19 protein-coding genes are annotated in these 17,986 nt (G+C 42.9%); 8 read left to right on the forward strand and 11 right to left on the reverse strand.

The features are described 5' to 3' along the window. Positions 1 to 89 precede the first annotated feature (89 nt). Both QUD05_RS19935 and QUD05_RS19940 read right to left on the reverse strand, forming a co-directional pair. Positions 90 to 446, reverse strand: a complete 357-nt coding sequence (locus QUD05_RS19935) for an MORN repeat-containing protein (RefSeq protein WP_289797584.1) — start codon at positions 444 to 446, stop codon at positions 90 to 92. Beyond that, on the reverse strand, positions 446 to 1,621 hold the full coding sequence (locus QUD05_RS19940) for a protein kinase domain-containing protein (protein WP_502911402.1): 1,176 nt from the start codon (positions 1,619 to 1,621) through the stop codon (positions 446 to 448). The genes QUD05_RS19935 and QUD05_RS19940 overlap by 1 nt, the downstream gene beginning before the upstream one ends. 154 nt (positions 1,622 to 1,775) lie before the next feature. Here QUD05_RS19940 and QUD05_RS19945 point away from each other — a divergent pair, with 154 nt between their 5' ends. Beyond that, the gene (locus QUD05_RS19945) at positions 1,776 to 2,021 is read left to right on the forward strand and encodes a hypothetical protein (protein WP_289797585.1); all 246 of its coding nucleotides are present in this window, start codon (positions 1,776 to 1,778) and stop codon (positions 2,019 to 2,021) included. 107 nt (positions 2,022 to 2,128) lie between these two features. Here QUD05_RS19945 and ilvN read toward each other — a convergent pair whose 3' ends face one another. Beyond that, the gene (ilvN, locus tag QUD05_RS19950) at positions 2,129 to 2,647 is read right to left on the reverse strand and encodes an acetolactate synthase small subunit (RefSeq protein ID WP_289797586.1); all 519 of its coding nucleotides are present in this window, start codon (positions 2,645 to 2,647) and stop codon (positions 2,129 to 2,131) included. A 272-nt stretch (positions 2,648 to 2,919) separates the two neighbouring features. On the opposite strand from ilvN, the gene QUD05_RS19955 reads away from it, so the two are divergent. After that, a complete protein-coding gene (locus QUD05_RS19955; protein ID WP_289797587.1) occupies positions 2,920 to 3,285 on the forward strand; it encodes a BON domain-containing protein in 366 nt (121 codons plus the stop codon). A gap of 79 nt (positions 3,286 to 3,364) precedes the next feature. Here the strand turns inward: QUD05_RS19955 and QUD05_RS19960 are convergent, their stop codons facing one another. Then, positions 3,365 to 4,276 (reverse strand): alpha/beta fold hydrolase, encoded by a 912-nt coding sequence (locus QUD05_RS19960; RefSeq protein WP_289797588.1) that lies wholly within the window; start codon positions 4,274 to 4,276, stop codon positions 3,365 to 3,367. Between the two features lie 179 nt (positions 4,277 to 4,455). Next, positions 4,456 to 5,475 (reverse strand): (S)-8-amino-7-oxononanoate synthase BioU, encoded by a 1,020-nt coding sequence (bioU, locus tag QUD05_RS19965; RefSeq protein ID WP_289797589.1) that lies wholly within the window; start codon positions 5,473 to 5,475, stop codon positions 4,456 to 4,458. Positions 5,476 to 5,753: 278 nt separating this feature from the next. Between bioU and QUD05_RS19970 the strand changes: the two genes are divergently transcribed. Beyond that, entirely contained in the window at positions 5,754 to 6,323 is a 570-nt protein-coding gene (locus QUD05_RS19970; RefSeq protein ID WP_289797590.1) for a hypothetical protein, read from the forward strand. A gap of 165 nt (positions 6,324 to 6,488) precedes the next feature. Here the strand turns inward: QUD05_RS19970 and gloA2 are convergent, their stop codons facing one another. The 3 genes from gloA2 to QUD05_RS19985 all read right to left on the reverse strand — a co-directional run bounded on the left by gloA2 (position 6,489) and on the right by QUD05_RS19985 (position 8,394). Continuing rightward, positions 6,489 to 6,875, reverse strand: a complete 387-nt coding sequence (gloA2, locus tag QUD05_RS19975) for an SMU1112c/YaeR family gloxylase I-like metalloprotein (protein ID WP_289797591.1) — start codon at positions 6,873 to 6,875, stop codon at positions 6,489 to 6,491. Between the two features lie 227 nt (positions 6,876 to 7,102). Further along, positions 7,103 to 7,228 (reverse strand): PEP-CTERM sorting domain-containing protein, encoded by a 126-nt coding sequence (locus QUD05_RS19980; RefSeq protein ID WP_289797592.1) that lies wholly within the window; start codon positions 7,226 to 7,228, stop codon positions 7,103 to 7,105. Between the two features lie 89 nt (positions 7,229 to 7,317). Beyond that, positions 7,318 to 8,394 (reverse strand): alpha/beta hydrolase, encoded by a 1,077-nt coding sequence (locus QUD05_RS19985; RefSeq protein WP_289797593.1) that lies wholly within the window; start codon positions 8,392 to 8,394, stop codon positions 7,318 to 7,320. A gap of 240 nt (positions 8,395 to 8,634) precedes the next feature. Here QUD05_RS19985 and QUD05_RS19990 point away from each other — a divergent pair, with 240 nt between their 5' ends. Beyond that, positions 8,635 to 9,561 (forward strand): AraC family transcriptional regulator, encoded by a 927-nt coding sequence (locus QUD05_RS19990; protein ID WP_289797594.1) that lies wholly within the window; start codon positions 8,635 to 8,637, stop codon positions 9,559 to 9,561. 918 nt (positions 9,562 to 10,479) lie between these two features. On the opposite strand, the gene QUD05_RS19995 is transcribed toward QUD05_RS19990, so the two are convergent. Continuing rightward, positions 10,480 to 11,760, reverse strand: a complete 1,281-nt coding sequence (locus tag QUD05_RS19995; protein WP_289797595.1) for a vWA domain-containing protein — start codon at positions 11,758 to 11,760, stop codon at positions 10,480 to 10,482. Further along, on the reverse strand, positions 11,757 to 13,013 hold the full coding sequence (locus tag QUD05_RS20000; protein WP_289797596.1) for a vWA domain-containing protein: 1,257 nt from the start codon (positions 13,011 to 13,013) through the stop codon (positions 11,757 to 11,759). The genes QUD05_RS19995 and QUD05_RS20000 overlap by 4 nt, the downstream gene beginning before the upstream one ends. A gap of 238 nt (positions 13,014 to 13,251) precedes the next feature. Here QUD05_RS20000 and QUD05_RS20005 point away from each other — a divergent pair, with 238 nt between their 5' ends. The 3 genes from QUD05_RS20005 to QUD05_RS20015 all read left to right on the forward strand — a co-directional run bounded on the left by QUD05_RS20005 (position 13,252) and on the right by QUD05_RS20015 (position 15,619). Continuing rightward, complete coding sequence (locus QUD05_RS20005) at positions 13,252 to 13,914, forward strand: ATP-dependent Clp protease proteolytic subunit (RefSeq protein WP_289797597.1); 663 nt, start codon at positions 13,252 to 13,254, stop codon at positions 13,912 to 13,914. 104 nt (positions 13,915 to 14,018) lie between these two features. After that, positions 14,019 to 14,630: an ATP-dependent Clp protease proteolytic subunit gene (locus QUD05_RS20010; protein ID WP_179067384.1), complete on the forward strand. Its 612-nt coding sequence runs from the start codon at positions 14,019 to 14,021 to the stop codon at positions 14,628 to 14,630. Between the two features lie 365 nt (positions 14,631 to 14,995). Continuing rightward, positions 14,996 to 15,619: a J domain-containing protein gene (locus QUD05_RS20015; protein ID WP_289797598.1), complete on the forward strand. Its 624-nt coding sequence runs from the start codon at positions 14,996 to 14,998 to the stop codon at positions 15,617 to 15,619. A gap of 139 nt (positions 15,620 to 15,758) precedes the next feature. Here QUD05_RS20015 and QUD05_RS20020 read toward each other — a convergent pair whose 3' ends face one another. Next, positions 15,759 to 16,958: an aminotransferase-like domain-containing protein gene (locus QUD05_RS20020; RefSeq protein WP_289797599.1), complete on the reverse strand. Its 1,200-nt coding sequence runs from the start codon at positions 16,956 to 16,958 to the stop codon at positions 15,759 to 15,761. A gap of 134 nt (positions 16,959 to 17,092) precedes the next feature. Between QUD05_RS20020 and QUD05_RS20025 the strand changes: the two genes are divergently transcribed. Next, positions 17,093 to 17,884, forward strand: coding sequence for a basic amino acid ABC transporter substrate-binding protein (locus QUD05_RS20025; RefSeq protein WP_289797600.1), 792 nt, complete (start codon positions 17,093 to 17,095; stop codon positions 17,882 to 17,884). The last annotated feature ends 102 nt before the right edge of the window (positions 17,885 to 17,986 follow it).

The following is a 17,986-nucleotide window of genomic DNA, read 5'->3' on the forward strand; positions in this document are numbered from 1 at the left end:
AATTCGATATGAGGAATTTAAATCTGCCATTAATGCATAAAATTCCAATTGATGGGAAGACTTTGCCTAAGTAAATAAGCTGAAAACTGTTAAAAGGGTTTTAGACTGAGAAAGCTGATAGTTGGCATACTAGATGCTGAAGACCCCTTACATGACAAATTATCGTTTCCTTCTAACTTATCTTCACGCCAGAGTCCATCTTTCTCAGTTTTATCTGTAAATATATATACTCCTTCTCCTTGACATTTATTATTAGCAAAGTTTCCTCTATATTCGTTTCCATTCCTCAATTTTAAAGATCCCAGCCCTTGCAACTGGTCATTTTCAAACTGCCCTAAATAATAGTTAATATTACTTTTTTCTGGATATGATAATCTCCCACAACCACTACGTTTATTATTTTTAAAGTCTCCATAGTATTGAAAATTATTTTGTTTAAAAGCCATCAACCCTCTACCGTTGGCTTCTTTGGTTTTTGGATCAATCTGCCCGTAATATTTATAGACGTTAGTTTCCCAGGTTGGTTTGCCTGTAGCTGCGGGGGGGAGGATAACTGTTGATCGCTATCGCAAGGTAACTGAGAGAATTTTTTGATTGTAGAAAGCGGTTTCGGAGTAACTGCTTGCGGTTGTGGAGTAAGTGTCTGTGGATTTGGAGGAGTTGGTGATTGAGCAAAATATCTAGATACCACATACAAAGACATGATAGATCCAAGTAAAACCGCTCCGCCTATTACCATAACTTTCCGATTAGGTGCCGATCGCTGGCGATCTGACTTTGGTGATGGTGGTGATTGAGTAAGTGCTTGCAACGCTTCTGCTGCTGTTTGGTAACGCTGGCTAAAGTGAGAGCGCACCATATTTGTTAACACCTCGGCAAATCTGTCGCTGACATTCGCCCGATCGCGCCAAATTATTTCACCTGTTACCGGATCTTCGGGTAACTTTTGAGGCGATATGCCTGTCAGTGCTTGAATTCCTAGCATACCTACTGCATATACATCGCTAGATAGTTTCGGCTTGCCATTAGCTTGTTCATTTGGCATATAGCCATTTGTGCCAATCAGGATGCTTGATGTGACTAGACCTTGAGTATTGGTCTCCAAGCATTTAATTTCTTTCACTGCTCCAAAATCAATCAGCACAATCTTTCCGTCTTGACGACGACGCATGATATTCTGTGGCTTAATATCACGATGAATAATATTTTGTTGATGGATAAATACTAAAACTTCTAAAACATCCGCGAGCAGTTTTTTTACTTCTGTTTCACCCCAAGGCTGACCTGCTATTATTTCTTTGCTTAAGTCATGCCCATCAATAAATTCTTGTACTAGGTAAAATTCGCCGTTTTCTTCAAAATGGGCGAATAGTTTGGGAACTTGGTTGTGAATGTTGTCTAAGCGATATAAAGTTTCAGCTTCCCGATTAAATAAACCTTTAGCAATCTTCAGAAGTGCTTCATTCTGGTTTTGCGGCTTCAGGTGTTTGACAACACATTTAGGCTTGGGAGTTGTAGGTATATCCAAATCTTCTGCCAAATATGTCTCGCCAAATCCACCGCTTCCCAAGGGATGAATAATTTTATAACGACTGCGGAGTACTGTGCCAAGAGGATACATTAGATTTATACAGCATTAAATAAGGTATATAGAATTTAATTTCCGGCAGTTTTAACTAAAAAAAATACAACAGCAAATTCAGTCCTTTACTCCCAGACTTCTAAGACTTTAAAGGTGGATAACCTATCCGAAAAGCGCTGCTGAGGAGTCAAAATTGACTAGCAATACAGTATATTTAATTTTACGTTATTACAATTTTGTCAAATTTTGTTTAAAAAATCTCAGTTTTCCTCCCATTCAACGGTTGATTTACGCCAATGTCACGATGATGGATGAATACATGCCAGGGATTATGTCTGTCATTTATGGTAACGTATCACCAGAAGAAGCGATGCCTACGGCAACCCGTTCGCGTAGCGTCTCCGACAGGAGAAGCGGGAACGCCAAAATTGAAGGTTAGTTGGATATCTGTTTTTTTGCTAGTCCCTAAGCAGAAGTCATAGTAACAATTGCCACTATGACTTCTGCTGCGGTTGAGTATTTCTGAGTCTTAATTTAAATTCTCAACTAAACCTTTGCTTCCAAAGATTTGAGTAACTCGGTATTCACGCCTGATTCACGAGTCAGGGCAATTTTGCCAGTGCGGGCGATTTCTTTCAAACCAAATTTTTGTAATACTTGCACGATCGCTACCATTTTACCTGGATCTCCCACAACTTCTAAGGTGAGAGAATCTTCCGCCACATCCACGACTCGCGCCCGGAAAATCTGAGACAATTCGATCACTTCTGAGCGATTGCTGCTACTAGCATTCACCTTCAAAAGCATCAATTCTCGCTCCACACAAGGAGTTTCGGTAATATCCTGGACTTTTAGGACATTGACTAACTTGTACAGTTGCTTAGTGAGTTGCTCGATCACGCGATCGTCACCAGGGACAACCATTGTAATTCGGGAGACTCCTCCTTGTTCAGCAGGGCCAACAGCAAGGCTTTCGATATTAAAGCCGCGACGCGCAAATAAACTAGAAATGCGGGAAAGAACACCCGCCTCATCTTCTACGAGAACTGAAAGGGTATGTTTCATCTTCGCCAACAGAGGCTAGAGCAGGAATTGAGTAACGCAGACACTAGCACAGGGCAACGCTAGACCTACTACCGCACTAAATTTTCAGTGCGACCTCTTATTGTAAACTTAAGCGTTGCACTCATTGCATTCTCAATCGATAAATTGTTTAGAAATCCGACTGCAAGCAAACATTTTGTTGAATGTATATCTTTTCATTGGCAGATGCAGCATTTGTTGTAAACCTTTTATACTCAGATTTGATAAGCCTCTAATTAAGGAGAAAAGTTTTTATGGGTTGGTTACAAAGATTGTTTGGCATGGAAAAACCTCAAAATGCCGAAGTAAATCCGGCTCCACAGTCTATACAGCAAGCTTCTAGTAGTGATGTCGCTACGGCTACGCAATCAATACCCCCAGAACGTCTGGGATTAAGCGGAGAATATGACCAAAGTGGTTTAGCAAAGCGGGTAGCGTTGGCATTTGATGAAGATCCCCAACTCGACGATGTTAATACCCTTTGGGTGGCTCAGACGGGTAGCACTGTGGTGTTGAAAGGTAAAGTTCCCAGTCAAGAAATTCTCAACAAAATGATTTCTGTGGCGCGTTCTGTGAATGGTACTACAGATGTTGACAGTAACCAAGCAACGATTGGCTAGGTGCAAGAAGGCAGAAGCTTGAGGGAGATGAGGGAGATGAGGGAGCAGGGGAAGAATTCAAACTCCTAACTCCTAACTCCTAACTCCTAACTCCTCTCTCAATCCAATCTAAAATCGCTTGGTTAACTTGTTCTGGACATTCATCATGGGGACAATGCCCTACGTCTTCCAGATTTAGCAGTTCCAACTTCTCGTTATACTGGGCAAATTGGCTAGCTAGGGCTGGCGGCACAAACCGATCTTTTTGTCCCCAAATTAAAAGCATTGGAATTGTTAAGGTTGGTAATACTGTCTTGACACTAGGACTAAAGTTAATTCCGATCGCAGCTTTGAACAAAGCACTAAACGCCCTCGCAGAACCCCGGTCTTGGGGAGGCCCTGCTAAAATTTCGATCAGTTCATCGGTAATCGCCTCTGGGTTAGCGTAGGCAAGACGTGCCCAGCGACGCAGCACCCCAGGACGGCGCACGAAGTTAAATACAGGTTTAAGTATCAACGGCGAAGCGACAACATTTTTGATTGCTGTGACGACTGGACGTAGCACAGGAGGAATTGCTTCTTGTTCTAATGATGGGTCGGGTAAACTCATCATTACCATACCCAGCACCATATCGGGGTGGGCGGCAGCGGCGGCCATCGAAATCAGTGAACCGTTGGAATTGCCTATTAATATTGCTGGTTGACGGATAAATGTTTTCCAGAAATCGTAAACTTGTTCAACCCAGAGTTCGATGCTGTAATTAGCTGCGGCTTTTTCAGAAGCGCCAAAACCCAACATATCTATAGCGTAAACTGTGTGATGCTCACTCAACACCTCTAAATTATGTCGCCAATGACCAATGGAAGCGCCAAAGCCATGTAACAGAATTAGCGGTGTTGTTTTGGGGTGACTTTGACTAGGGCGAATGTAAGTGTAGCGAGTTTGCCAGCCACGCCAAATCCAATCTCTTTGATTACCAACCCGTTCCTGCCAGTGTACCGTAGTGGTCACACTTACCTCCGATTTATCAGCGTTGAAATACCATTATAAGAATTGGGCATTGGGGATTGGGCATGGGGAAAGGGAAAGGGGTAAGGGGAAAAGGGGAAAGATTAAATTTATTCCTTTTCCCTTTAACCTTTAACCTTTTCCCCTACCCCATGCCCCATGCCCCATACCCCATTCCCTACTTACCTAACAAATTGGGGCATAATTTCGGCAGCGGTGAATATTCCATAGATGCCGCGTTGGTGCAATTGTCTACCAGCTTTGAGATAGCCAAAAGCAGGGCCGCAGACATTGGCTGCCATGCTGGTTTCATCTCCCAGAGTAAATGTATGGGTAGAAATCTTTCCTTCAAAGGTACGTCCTGTTACCTTCACATTGGTGCTGAGAGGCTTTTTGGGATTGCGGGTATCGACTACACCACCAACTGTAACGCGATCACGCCCTACTATCCCGGCTACTTCTAACATCACATCATCAGCGTGTTCCATATTTGTCAAGGTCAGGACGCCATTAGTTTTATCTAGTAGTGCTTCTACTTCCGCGTCAGTCATCGCCCTAGCAGCTTCTACTGTATAACCAGGCATGTGACCTATATCCTCCCGAACAGTAGCGCGGTAAGCTTCCCAGTTAGCAATTCCCACCCCAAAGGTAATTTCAACTTGATGAATTTCGGCATAACTTTGGGCGGCTAAAGCTGCGGCTGCTGTTAATAGTCCAGGGGTAGCACCACATCCTGTCATGTAGGTAATCCCGGCGGCTTGCAGTTCCTCTTTCATCGCTAGGAGTTGTTCTACAGCAGTGGTGCGTTTAATTGCATCTACTAATACTCCACGCCAACCAGATTTGATAAACTCCTTGGCGACATTAGGAATAAAGTCATTTGGCAGGTTGGGTAAAGCCAAAAAATACCCATCTACTTCAGCTATTTCGATTAAATCCTGAATACTTTGATTTGTTAATGTACCAATTGGCTCTAAATAACCCACCGAACCTTGGGACTGATAGGTTGCAACGGATTTTTCAGTATTTAAACCTTCAGCAGCATAAGCGTAGCCTTTTTGATCTGCTGCTGCGACTAAAATCATTTCTCGTTTGCCAGCAACTACTTTGGCGGCTGCTTGTCCGAGTCCGCCAAAACCCAGTACTCCCACACGTATCGCTGGCGAAATATTTAGAGAATTTTTGATTTGTTCAGAATTCATAGTCAATTCGTTAAGTTGAATCCAAAGCCTTGATTATTCGGCATCTCAGCTTCCGGCTGGTAACTGGTGGCTGATGGCTGATAACTCAAAGCTATAGAGATTAATTATGATTCATTATCCTGGGTTCTTTGGCTGGATATTGCAGATATTTATCTACTAGCGATCGCTTTTGAGTTTTTTGACTGGGAATATACCAGATTTAAACCAATGACCGCAACTGGCAACCCCAAAGAAAGCTTAAAAATACTGGCTAAACTTGATGTTCTCACAGAATAGAGTTGCGCGAAGATACAAAGACTTACGCAGGCGATCGCCTAAAGTGGTATGAACTTGTTAATATTCTGAGCATTATGAAGCGCATTTGCACTACAGTTAATATTTTTACAATAACTTCATTATCTGCTTTTGTATTTGCTAGCACCACTAATTTATTGCTAGTGCAGACAGTCACAGCTAAAGTAGTACAGACAAAAAAGCAAGTCAATCAACCAATACCATTTAACTCAAGAGTACGAATATATCCTGCAAATAATAGCTTACCAGCAAGCCGTTTGATGACGATTGAAAGTGTTATTAAAAAGTCTAGTAAGATGCAAATCACAGAAGCAAAACTTACAACATACGAGGAATTTGCAGCCAAAACAGGGCTATACAAATCATCGATTTCCAACAACCGAATGGTGTGGATAGTGACTGGTTTTGTCCAAGGTGAGTTGAGAATGTCTAGAGGTAGAAGTGTCTGTACTGATAACGCTAAACTTGTGGAAGTAAGGGATGCTGAAACTGGCGATTCTTTTGGTAGAAGTATTTACTGTCCTCCAAACAACCAGATAAATTTTATGCCGTAAAGTCGACTTAGAATCAAAATAACTTGTTTTCAGGAGATTCACTGTTTATGAATATAGAAATTTTGCCAGCAATAAGCCGTAATTAGACTGGTGCGTAGGCGTAGGTCGTTATAGACATCGCTTCATTATCTATAGTGATAACAAGTTCACCTGTCAGCAGTAATTTTAACGCTCATAAATTTCTAATGGTAAATTGTCTGGGTCTTTAAAGAAAGTATATTTCTTACGTGTAATTTCATCAACTCTGATATTTTCTACCTCTACTCCTTTTGATTTTAAATAAAAAACAGTTTCCTCTACATCATCAACTTGAAAAGCAAGATGTCTTAAACCACAAGACTCTGGTTTACTAGGTCGTTCTGGAGGATTGGGGAAAGAGAATAGTTCAATTTGAGTATTTTCTGCAACTTCTAAATCTAATTTATAAGAATTTCTGGCGGCGCGAAAAGTCTCTTGAATAATCCGAAAGCCTAAAGTTTCGACATAAAATGCTTTAGAGCGATCGTAGTCAGAACAAATAACAGCTACATGATGAATGCCAGTGGTTTTCATTGGAGTTTTGCTTTTTTTAGGACAATTATTAAGAGAGTGTGCGTAGGTGGGAACCCAACCACATTACCCGGATTTCTCACCACACCTCTTAAAGCCTGCGCAAGTGCCGGGGAGAAATAATGAGTAAGAAGTAAGAAGTTTTTACTCATTACTCATTACTTCTCCTTTGCTCCATCAAACGCCTTGAGCTTGTGAGAAATGCGGGATTACACCCTCTTAAGTCGAGGTTAAGCTTTAATGTTTTTGATTGATCTTACCTTTCTTTTCATGAACAAGCCAATAATGCCAAGAAGAAGTATGCTACCTAAAGTACTAGGTTCAGGTACTTGTCGATAAGAAAAGAACTCTTGCATAAATATTTTGTGGCATAATTAGGGGTCATCCTAATTTCACTCAAACCACGGTTTCTTCATAATTATTCGGTTCTTATCCCAAACGAACGTTACTTTAAATGTTCGGTAAAAAATGACGTGAGTTTATCAAAGGGAATTAACTCAACTCTGTCATATAAATCAACGTGTCCTGCTTTCGGAATGATATACAATTCTTTAGGTTCGGCTGCACGTTTGTAGGCATCTTCACTAAACTCTCTTGAGTGAGCTTTATCACCCGTGATGAAAAGCATAGGACGAGGGGAAATCGTTTCTATGTCATTAAACGGATAAAAATTCATAAACTTAACGTTACTGCTTAACGTCGGGTGCGTTGTGAGTTCCGGCGATCCTCCTTTAGGCGTGTATTCACCTCTCGGTGTACGGTAGAAATCATAAAACTCACGCTGGATAGGGTGTGTGTTTTCATCTAACCTATGTACAGTCCCACTTGTGTATTTGGTTTCACCATTGGTAAACTCTACATAACGTTGCTTTGCAGCCTCCTCCTGGATTTTCTTTCTCTGCTCAAGGGTCAGCGAATGGTTAAGTGCATTTCGGTTGGCTGCTCCCATATCGTACATGCTGACAGTTGCGATCGCTTTCATTCGCGGATCAATCTTAGCGGCACTGATAACAAAGCTTCCGCTACCACAAACTCCAATTATTCCGATTCGGTTTTTGTCAATAAATGGACGCGTCCCAAGAAAGTCAACTGCTGCACTGAAATCTTCAGAATAAATATCAGGCGCAACAGCGTTGCGTGGTTCGCCCTCACTTTCACCCCAGAAAGACAAGTCAAGAGATAAAGTCACAAATCCTCGTTCAGCCATATTAGCAGCATACACGTTGGCACTTTGTTCTTTTACTGCTCCCATAGGATGCCCAACAATGATCGCCGAATGTTTTTTACTCTGATCTAAATTATTGGGAATAAATAGATGTCCCGCAACATTCATTTTGTATTGGTTTTTAAAAGTAACCTTATACATCGTAACGTTGTCGCTTACCTTAAAAGTTGTATATCCCTTTGGTGTTATTTGTTCCATTTCTTTTGTTGTTTTTGATTGTTCTTTTTGTTCTGTTTGTGTGTAAGCTTGCCCGCTGATCATAAGAGTCATCATCCCTAAAAATAATATATATTTCATATAATTTTTCTCCTTTTCATTATCTGATTTACAAGTTGAAATTATTGCTCTATTAATCTTAAATTTCTCCAAATATCAATCTGTTTTTATCAGCAGCGTTTCTACCGTTTGCTGTATGAGTTCAATTATGCGGGCGTGAAAACGGATAGCGTTAGGACGTTCATTGAAAAAAACCGGACAATTCTCCAAAAAATTGCCGTGCAACGTACTGAACAGAAACAAAATGTTTAAGATAAATTTATGAACCAAAAAGAAGCAGAATTTGAAAAGCGAAAGATGCAGATCAATCGGGAGGAGCTGATCGAAAGAATGATTCGTATCGCTCCTGAAAACAGCCTTTTGGAAGTGTTTCCGGGCATTTTTATATATCAATCGTCGAAACCGACCGAGAGCCAAATATCCGTATTAAAGCCCGCCTTCTGCGTCATCGCGCAGGGCAGCAAGGATGTGCTTTTGAACGATGAATTATTTCACTATGATTCCGGTCATTACTTAATCTCGACGCTTGATTTGCCGATTATGAGTAATGTCGTCGAAGCGTCCGAGGAAAAACCTTATTTGAATCTTCGCATAGACCTCGATCCGGCACTTGTGGCTGTGGTGATGATTGAATCTGGCATCGAAACTAAAAAAAGCGGCACTCGAGTTAAGGCGATGGATGTCAGCCCGGTTGATGCCGATTTACTCGATGCGGTCGTCAAATTGGTGAAACTATTTGACACGCCGGACGAAATGAAGTTTCTCGCGCCGCTCATCATCCGCGAGATCATCTACCGGCTTTTAAAAGGAAAACAGAGCGCACGCCTGGGCCAGCTTATCACTACCGAAGGCGACGCGCAGCGCATCTCTAGAGTGGTCAAGCAAATCCGCGAGAACATTGATCAGCCGCTGAAAATCGAAGATACAGCCCGTGAACTCGGCATGAGCGTGTCAAGCTTTCACCAACATTTTAAGTCCGTCACGGCGATGAGTCCTTTGCAGTTCCAGAAACAAATACGGCTTCAGGAAGCGCGCCGTCTGATGCTCGGCGAAAACATGGACGTGGCGATCGCCAGCTTTCAGGTCGGTTACGATGACCCGTCTTATTTCAGCCGGGAATATAAAAAACTATTTGGTATTCCCCCACATCGTGACATTGCCAAGCTTCGCAGCAATTTAGGGCAATAAGAATTGGACAGGTTTATTGGTGCAAAGGACTAATACATTAATGATCGCAACACATCCTTGGGTAAAGACGCGATGAATCGCGTCTCTACAAATGGTCTATCTGTCGCATTCTTTTTTCAAATTGGTATAACCGCTATGAAACTGTTGCCCCGTCAGTGATTACCACCCTCTGGGGCAGCATTGCTACGTGATGCAGGTATCAACATCATCGTTTACCTTTGTTGCCGGATGTCTAAACTTTCGCATATTTAACTTAAATTTATATTCAATCAGCAAAAAGGCATATTACTTTCTCAAAACTTCATATTTAATAAGCAAAAAGGCATATTGCTTATTCAAAATGGCGTTTGACTTTCTCAAACCCCAGTTTGCTTGTTTATTTAAGTAATTCACGCATTGATTTTGGTGTATGCTTGAGCCGAAAGCTTGCGATCGCGATCGCTTCATTCAGCAAGAATATATCAACGGCTTAGATTTAAGATTCCTATAGCGACTTAATCCAAGTTGTAGCTTTGTATACTCCTGTATCTTGCCAAACTTCGATTATTAATCCAAGTTGTAGACTTATATACCAATACGGTTCAGTTAAGGCTAAAACTCTTTATCAAAGTCAATTTTTTTAACGAACCGCAGAGGCACAGAGGGAACAGAGAGAGGAAAACAATGCTTAACTGAACCGTATTGACTTATATACTAGTGAATTAGGTCATAAATTTCTGCTAGTTTATCTTCAGGGATGTCTTGCAATTCTTGGACAATCTTCTGGATAAGCATAAGTCAAATTCTTCGCTGGTTGTTAATCAATAAGTTAGGAATATGCGACTACTTTGTTGCTTAATTGAGCAATAAAATATTTTTTCTCGCTTTGCGCCTTGGCGCGAAACTTTCATCCCGCTAATCAGCAACGCTGAATTTTTACTATTCTTGTAAAACAGTCTTTGATACAATCCTAGTTTTCTTGAGGTCTGCTTCAGAAAGTTCTTCCCCAGCTTGCAGGCGAGTGGCTGAGGTTTGCAACACTGTCGCTGCCCCTTTATCTCCAATTTGTAAAGCGGTTTTAGCGGCTGTTTGTAGCATTGTGGCTGCACCAGTGCGATCGCCTTGTTGCAATTTCGCCTCGGCTAACTGGGTTTGGCGATACTTCGCTAATGCTAAAATAGACTGTTGTACCTGCGGATTAGATGTCGGTTGATAGGCTCGCACTACATCTGCATACATCGGTATCAAGGGCGAAAGTAAACCTTCTTCGTTAACCAACGGGTCATCATAACGAATTTGTAGATGAGCGATCGCTTGTTTCCCTTCTGGCAATTGTCCCAGATAAATGTTCGCCAAAACTACCCGTTCTACATCCTGCATCAAATCTCCCAAACGCACAGCAAAGCTACCATCAGCTTCGGGTTCTACTGGTAACTCGATTGTGTCTGGGGCAACTTGGGCAATAGGTTTAAGTTCGGCTAGTCGGACATTGGGAACTAAAGATAACAGCAAGTAGGCATTAGTTAACCCGATAGACTGAATCCGCCCAAACAGTCGGCTAAATTGCTCCACAGCTTGTTCAGGATGTTCAATATGGGCTAAAGTCCCACCACCAACATCAGCAATTTTTTCTAGCAAATCCTGATTCCAGCTATTGCCAAATCCGAAAGTGTTGATAGTTAGGTTCAGCTTGGCAGCCTTTTGCGCCAGTTTCAGACAGCGTTTGTTGTCATCTCGCCCAATATCCCACTTCCAAATCCGCAAACCGCTTTCTCCATGTCCATCTGTAAGCAGAAACGCCTGGGAAACAGCGCCTCTTGTACCCTTCATCAGTTCTGTAATTCCCAATTCCAAACCATCAGCGATCGCAGTGCCACCGCTAGCAGTCAGTTTGCTTTTTATTTGAGTTTTGATGCTTTTGGGGTCTTTGATCGCTTGGTTAGGGATAATGACTTCCGCAGTGCCGGAAAAAGCTACAACTGAAATGCGATCGCCTACTTTCAACCGATCGATTAATCCTTCCACCGCCTGGATCACTGTTTTAATTGGGTGTCCATGCATGGAACCACTTTTATCCAAAATCAAGCAGAGATTAAGGGGAAGATTTTGATCGGACTCACCAGCGAGCGCAAAAATTGTAATTGCCAATTGACGTTGGCTACTTGTTTGAGCCACATCAACATTATTGTCATTTAACGCCGAGAGCAATTTAACTTTCATTGAGGAGGAGTATCTTGCAAAACTGTTTTGGAGACAATTCTGGTTTTCTTGCGATCGCTTTCAGATAAATCTCCACCAGATTGTAGCTGGGTAGCAGAAGTTTGCAACACCGTCGCTGCGCCAGTATCTCCCATTTGTAGCGCAGTTTTCGCAGCCGTTTGTAACATTGTCGCTGCACCACTGCGATCGCCTTGTTGTAATTTCGTCTCGGCTAGCTGGGTTTGGCGGTACTTCGCTAATGCTAAAATAGAATGCTGCACCTGGGGATTCAGGTCTGCTTGGTAGTTTTTGACTACATGGGCATAAACTGGGATATTTGGTGTAACTAAACCTACCTTGTTGGCGGCTGGGTCATCGTAGCGGACTTGCACATTAGCGATCGCTTGTTCACCTGTTGGCAATTGTCCCAAATAAATATTAGCTAAGATTACCCGTTCTGCATCTTTCATTAAATCTCCCAACCGCACAGCGAAACGTCCATCAGCTTCTTGTTGCAGTGGTAACTCAATTGTGTCTGGGGAAACTTGGGCGATGGGTTTGAGTTCCGCTAACCGGACATGGGGCATTAGAGAGAATAACAGATAAGCATTAGTCAATCCCACTGTTTGAATACGGCTGAACAGGCGATTAAACTCTTCCTCTGCCTGTTCGGGTTTTTGAATATAAGATAAAGTACCTAAGCCAGCATCGGCAATTTTTTCTAAAACATCTTGGTTCCAGTTGTCACCAAATCCCAAAGTATTTAAAGTTAAATTATAGCTAGCAGCCAATTGAGCAAATTTCAAACAGCGATTGTTATCACCGTGTTCATTTTCACCGTCGGTTAACAAAAAAGCTTGGGAAACAGTATCTTTTTTGCCCTTCGCCAACTCCTCAATCCCCAAGCGCAGCCCTTCATCAATCGCAGTTCCACCATCGGCGGCTAGGCGATTAATTTGCTGTTTGATTTTCTCTGGATTTTCGACACTTTGACTAGATACTAAGACTTTGGCCCGGTGATCGAAAACTACCACACTGAGGCGATCGCCAGGATTGAGTTTATCTACCAGACGATTCGCTGCTTTTTTCACCGTTTCTAGCGATCGCCCGTTCATCGAACCACTATGATCGAGAATTAAGCATAAATTCAGGGGTACATGGCGGTCTTGAGTCTCTGCGGTCGCTGAAATCGAAATTCCCAACTGACGTTGACTGTTCAGTTGATTTGCGTCCAAATTACCATCATTCAAGGCAGGCTGCAAATTAACCTTCATAACTCAGAGTCCCTATTCAGGATATACATATTAAAAAATAACTTCAAAGCACTACTTTAGCTCTACGGAAAACCTATCCAACATAAATACACTAATATAATCAGAATATCTTAGAAGCCAAGCATTGGCAGATGCGAAGCCACCTTCACCATTAGGGAGAAATCCGCACCTTGAGGGAAGCGTGCATCGCGCTAGGATGTATTACAGTTAACGGCATAGTTTCAGGCGATCAGTTGCTATGGACATTTCCCCAATCAAGGCTGTTCAAGCCCCATATTACGGCGATAACTTTTACCGGACACCACCGCCAGATTTACCTTCCCTCTTATTGAAGGAGCGAATCGTCTATATTGGGATGCCTCTGGTGCCTGCTGTTACGGAATTAATCGTGGCCCAATTGCTGTTTTTGCAGTCCGACGACCCCGAAAAACCGATTAAAATCTATATCAACTCTACCGGCACTTCCGGTTACAGTGGCGAACCCATTGGCTTTGAAACCGAAGCCTTCGCCATCTATGACACCATGAAATATATCAAGCCTCCTATCCATACCATCTGCGTAGGTTCTGCGATGGGTATGTCAGCGATGCTTCTCAGTGCTGGTACAAAAGGTTGCCGCGCTAGTTTGCCTCACTCCTCGATTATCCTGCATCAGCCTAAGAGCTACGCCCAAGGTCAAGCAACGGATATTCAAATTCGCGCCAGGGAAGTTTTAGTAAATAAAGGGGCCTTAGTTGATATCTTACATCGCACCACTGGACAGGCTCCAGAAAAAATTACTAAAGACATGGATCGGTTGTTATATTTAACACCATACGAAGCGAAAGAATACGGTTTAATTGACCGAGTTTTTGAGAAAGAAGAACTTGCAAATCCCCCACTTCCTGCCAGTGTCCTTTAATTTAGTTAGGAGTTAGGAGTTATGAGTTATGAGTTATTGAAAACTCCTAACTTTTAACTCCTAACTTTCCCACCGCCCCCAAATTATTAAAAACGGAGTAAATTATGCCTATAGGCGTTCCTAAAGTTCCTTACCGGATGCCCGGTGGACAATATACAGATTGGATTAGCATCTACGATCGCCTTTACCGGGAACGGATTATTTTCTTGGGGCGCGATATTGATGATGAAATCGCCAATCAAATTATTGCTGTAATGCTGTATCTGGATTCAGACGACCCAGGTAAAGATATTTATTTATACATCAATTCTCCTGGTGGAATGGTTACATCTGGCATGGCTATTTTTGACACCATGCAACATATCAAATCAGATGTAGTAACTATTTGCGTGGGATTAGCTGCTTCAATGGGGTCTTTCCTGCTGGCAGCTGGCACAAAAGGCAAACGGTTAGCATTGCCTCACTCACGGATTATGATTCACCAGCCTTCAGGTGGCACCCGTGGACAAGCAACCGATATCGAAATTGAAGCTAGAGAGATTCTGCGGATTCGTCACCAGCTCAATGGCATTTATGCCGATAAAACAGGTCAGACCATAGAAAAGATTGAAAAAGATATGGATCGTGACTTTTTCATGTCTGCCGAAGAAGCAAAAGAATACGGCTTAATTGACCGTGTGATTGAAGAACGAACCTCGGTAATAACTGGGGAGTAGAGAGGCAGGGGAGCAGCACTTCTCTACGAGAGGCTTCTCTTTCAGAGACGCTAACGCGAACGCCAACGGCTACGCAGTTCGACTGCGCTCACCGTAAACTCAGTGACCGAGGAGCAGGGGAGCAGCACTTCGGCTACGCTCAGTGACCGAGGAGCAGGGGAGCAGGGGAGCAGGGGAAGAATTCTAACTTCTAACTCCTAACTCCTAACTCCTAACTCCTAGTTCCCCACTCCCCTTCTTTAAACAAACTGTCAACATTGAACTTTAAAATAGAAAATTAGCCCTTATTATTAATAGTCCGGGCTTGAAGCTGATACTGACAGATAATAGCCAATAGCTAAATATTCGATAGCTGATAGCTCAAGATGGATCTTGGAGATTGCTACCGTTTACTAGGTTTAAGATCGGGAGCTTCTTTTGCTGACATCAAAGCGTCTTACCGACGACTGGCGCAGCAATATCATCCCGATATCAACCCAGATGACAACAAAGCCAAAGATAAGTTTATTGCCTTGACAGANGCCTACAAACTCCTGCTGACGGTAGTACTACCAGAGGAAATTGGCGTACATTCAAGTCAGGTGTCAACGTCTGGAGGTGACGACGCCAAGGCAACGCAGCGGCAGAAAACACCAGTAACGACGGTGACAAGCCAAGAATCAGGGAAACCAAAGCCGCCGAATCTGTTGGAAATAGAAGAACGGCTGAAGTGGAAGACTTATGAGCAATTGCAGCGATTTTTGCAAGAAAGACGATTTCCGCAAGCGATCGCCCTGGCGGAAGCTTTAGCAGATCGTTTGTCAACAGATGCAGAAGTCCGTCAATGGTTGGCGATCGCTTATCAAATTTGGGGACGGGCGCTAATTTCTGAAAAACAACTACTCAAAGCCAGAATTTATCTGAAAAAAGCTTTGAAAACAGATCCTCATAATAAAAGTCTCTGGTATGAAGTCCAGCGCGATTTCCAGCGCTTGGAGCAAATTTTTTAAAGTTTACAAAATTTTAAATCTCGTTTCCAGGTCTAAGAAAGAAGTGCTTTTCGTTGCGGTTCTGCTGCTTAAATGGAAGGCGGAAGCCTTCTAAAAGCCATTCCCAGTCGAAGACTGGGAAGGAATTACGAATTACGAATTACCGCCATTTCCTCAACACTGCTCCCAAGACAGCAATTCCCTCAACAATCTTCTCGGTTGTTTGAAAGCTAAAAGCCAGCCTAATGGCATCATCTCCCTGTCCATTGGCATAGCAACGAGTCCCTGGCAGAAAACTGACGCCGTGTTCATTGGCAGCTCTGAGGAGTGCTTTGGCGCTGATATCTGGCGGCAATTTACACCAAACGAAAAAGCCACCACCTGGACGCAAAGCAACTACATCACTGGGAAACTCGTGAGCGATCGCTTCTAACAACAAATTACACTTATGCTTGTAGCACGCGATTAACTCCTGAATGTGATGATCTAGTTTGCCTGTAGCACAGTAGCGGCCAACCACATGGCTGACAAACGGCCCCACAGGCCCTTCACTTTTGAACATTGCCAACCGCTCAATAATTGCTGGATCGCCACAAGCCCAGCCTAGCCGAATACCAGGCGCAATGATTTTCGAGAAGGTATTCACATATAACACCCACCCCTCCTTGTCAAGGCTTGCTAAGGATGGCACAATTTCACCTTGGAAGCGCAAATCGCTGTAGGCATCGTCTTCCACCACCAACACACCATACTCAGCCGCTAACGCTACCAGCTTTTGGCGGCGAGATAACGGCATAGTAGTGCCTGTGGGATTATGAAAAGTAGGGATAGTGTAAATAAAACGGGGTCGAATACCCTGTTTTTTCAGGTCGCTTAAAGTTTCTTCTAACGCATCTACATCCATTCCCATCTCATCTACAGGAATGGTAATCAGGCGGGCGCCAGCCTGGACAAATCTACTAACTACTCCCAAGAAGGTTGGCCCTTCTACAATTACCACATCACCAGGTTCGACAAACACATCTGGTAGCAAGCCCAAAATCTGACCGGAACCGTAGCCAATAATTACGCGATCGCGACCTACAGGAATTCCTTGAGCTTGCAAGCGGAGGATTATTTGTTCATAAAGTTGGGCTGAAGGTGGCCCGTAATTGAGAGCGATCGGAGCTTCTTCTGCCAGTACAGCCGCACTTGCAGCAGACAAGTCAGCATGGGGAAAGAGAATTGGGTCAGCCAGACCATAGGCAAAGCTGACGGTGATGATTTTGGTTAACTCAGTGCCGTAAGTTGGTGGTGTCAAATTTCTAGCTCTTTCGGCGAACAAATCAGCAATTTGGTAAGCAGAAGTGGTAGAAGCCATAAGCGATTAAAAATTGGGAGTCAGAATATGGAACACAAACAAAGGCAATTAGCAAAAAGTCATACGTATGTATTCTTTCTTATAACATCATGACAAGTATCGTAAATATTGATTGCTAGAACAAAATTACTATAGTGAAATTAAGTAACTTCAAATGGCAGCAGCTAATTCTCAGCTTAGGCTGCCTACTACTGATTATTGCCTGTCAAAGTTTATATCCCACTACTAACCCAGAAGTTAAACCTCTCAAGGTGGCTACAGACCCCACCTTTGTCCCTTTTGAATTTCAAACAGCTAGCGGGAACTTGGAAGGCTTTGATATTGATTTGATGAATGCGATTGCTAAAGTAGCAGGTTTTGCAGTCCAGTTTGAAAGTCTGCCCTTTGATGGCATGATCTCGACTTTGCAAGCCAAAAGAGTCGATGCAGCAATTAGTGGAATCACGATTACCGCCGAACGCCTGAAAACAATTGCTTTTTCACGACCTTATTTTAAAGCCGGACTTGCGATCGCTGTCCGCGAAGACAATCAAAATATTAAAGACTTCAATAGTCTCAAAGGTAAAAAAATTGCTGTCCAAATTGGTTCTACTGGGGCAGATTTTGCCAAAACCATCCCCAACGCCAAAATTAGTACTTTTAATTCTGGCCCAGAATTTTTCCAAGACTTGCTCAATGGCAACGTTGATGCTGTTGTTAGTGATGCTTTCGCGACTTTGTATGCGATTAAAAATGGCAAACTCAAAGGCATCAGAGTTGTTGCGGATTTGCTTACTCAAGAATACTACGGGATTGCTATGCCCAAGGATTCACCGCATTTGGATGCAATTAACAAAGGTATAGCAACTTTGCTATCCAATGGCACTTACAAGCAAATTTATCAAAAATGGTTTAAAGTTGAACCTCCACAATTGCCAGACTCTTGACAATTGGGCATTAGGCACAAGAGGCAGAGGGGCAGAGGGGAAAAATTTACTGCAACTTCTCCTCTACTCCCCTGCTCCTCGGTCACTGAGTTTACGGTGAGC

The organism is Nostoc sp. GT001 (assembly GCF_030382115.1).
Lineage (GTDB): Bacteria > Cyanobacteriota > Cyanobacteriia > Cyanobacteriales > Nostocaceae > Nostoc.

Excerpts from the sequence above, each read along its gene's own strand:
- QUD05_RS19935 (WP_289797584.1), bottom strand. The coding sequence starts at position 446 with ATGGCTTTTAAACAAAATAATTTTCAATACTATGGAGACTTTAAAAAT.
- QUD05_RS19940 (WP_502911402.1), bottom strand. The coding sequence starts at position 1,621 with ATGTATCCTCTTGGCACAGTACTCCGCAGTCGTTATAAAATTATTCAT.
- ilvN (WP_289797586.1), bottom strand. The coding sequence starts at position 2,647 with ATGAAACATACCCTTTCAGTTCTCGTAGAAGATGAGGCGGGTGTTCTT.
- QUD05_RS19955 (WP_289797587.1), top strand. The coding sequence starts at position 2,920 with ATGGGTTGGTTACAAAGATTGTTTGGCATGGAAAAACCTCAAAATGCC.
- bioU (WP_289797589.1), bottom strand. The coding sequence starts at position 5,475 with ATGAATTCTGAACAAATCAAAAATTCTCTAAATATTTCGCCAGCGATA.
- gloA2 (WP_289797591.1), bottom strand. The coding sequence starts at position 6,875 with ATGAAAACCACTGGCATTCATCATGTAGCTGTTATTTGTTCTGACTAC.
- QUD05_RS19980 (WP_289797592.1), bottom strand. The coding sequence starts at position 7,228 with ATGCAAGAGTTCTTTTCTTATCGACAAGTACCTGAACCTAGTACTTTA.
- QUD05_RS19985 (WP_289797593.1), bottom strand. The coding sequence starts at position 8,394 with ATGAAATATATATTATTTTTAGGGATGATGACTCTTATGATCAGCGGG.
- QUD05_RS19990 (WP_289797594.1), top strand. The coding sequence starts at position 8,635 with ATGAACCAAAAAGAAGCAGAATTTGAAAAGCGAAAGATGCAGATCAAT.
- QUD05_RS19995 (WP_289797595.1), bottom strand. The coding sequence starts at position 11,760 with ATGAAAGTTAAATTGCTCTCGGCGTTAAATGACAATAATGTTGATGTG.
- QUD05_RS20000 (WP_289797596.1), bottom strand. The coding sequence starts at position 13,013 with ATGAAGGTTAATTTGCAGCCTGCCTTGAATGATGGTAATTTGGACGCA.
- QUD05_RS20005 (WP_289797597.1), top strand. The coding sequence starts at position 13,252 with ATGGACATTTCCCCAATCAAGGCTGTTCAAGCCCCATATTACGGCGAT.
- QUD05_RS20010 (WP_179067384.1), top strand. The coding sequence starts at position 14,019 with ATGCCTATAGGCGTTCCTAAAGTTCCTTACCGGATGCCCGGTGGACAA.
- QUD05_RS20020 (WP_289797599.1), bottom strand. The coding sequence starts at position 16,958 with ATGGCTTCTACCACTTCTGCTTACCAAATTGCTGATTTGTTCGCCGAA.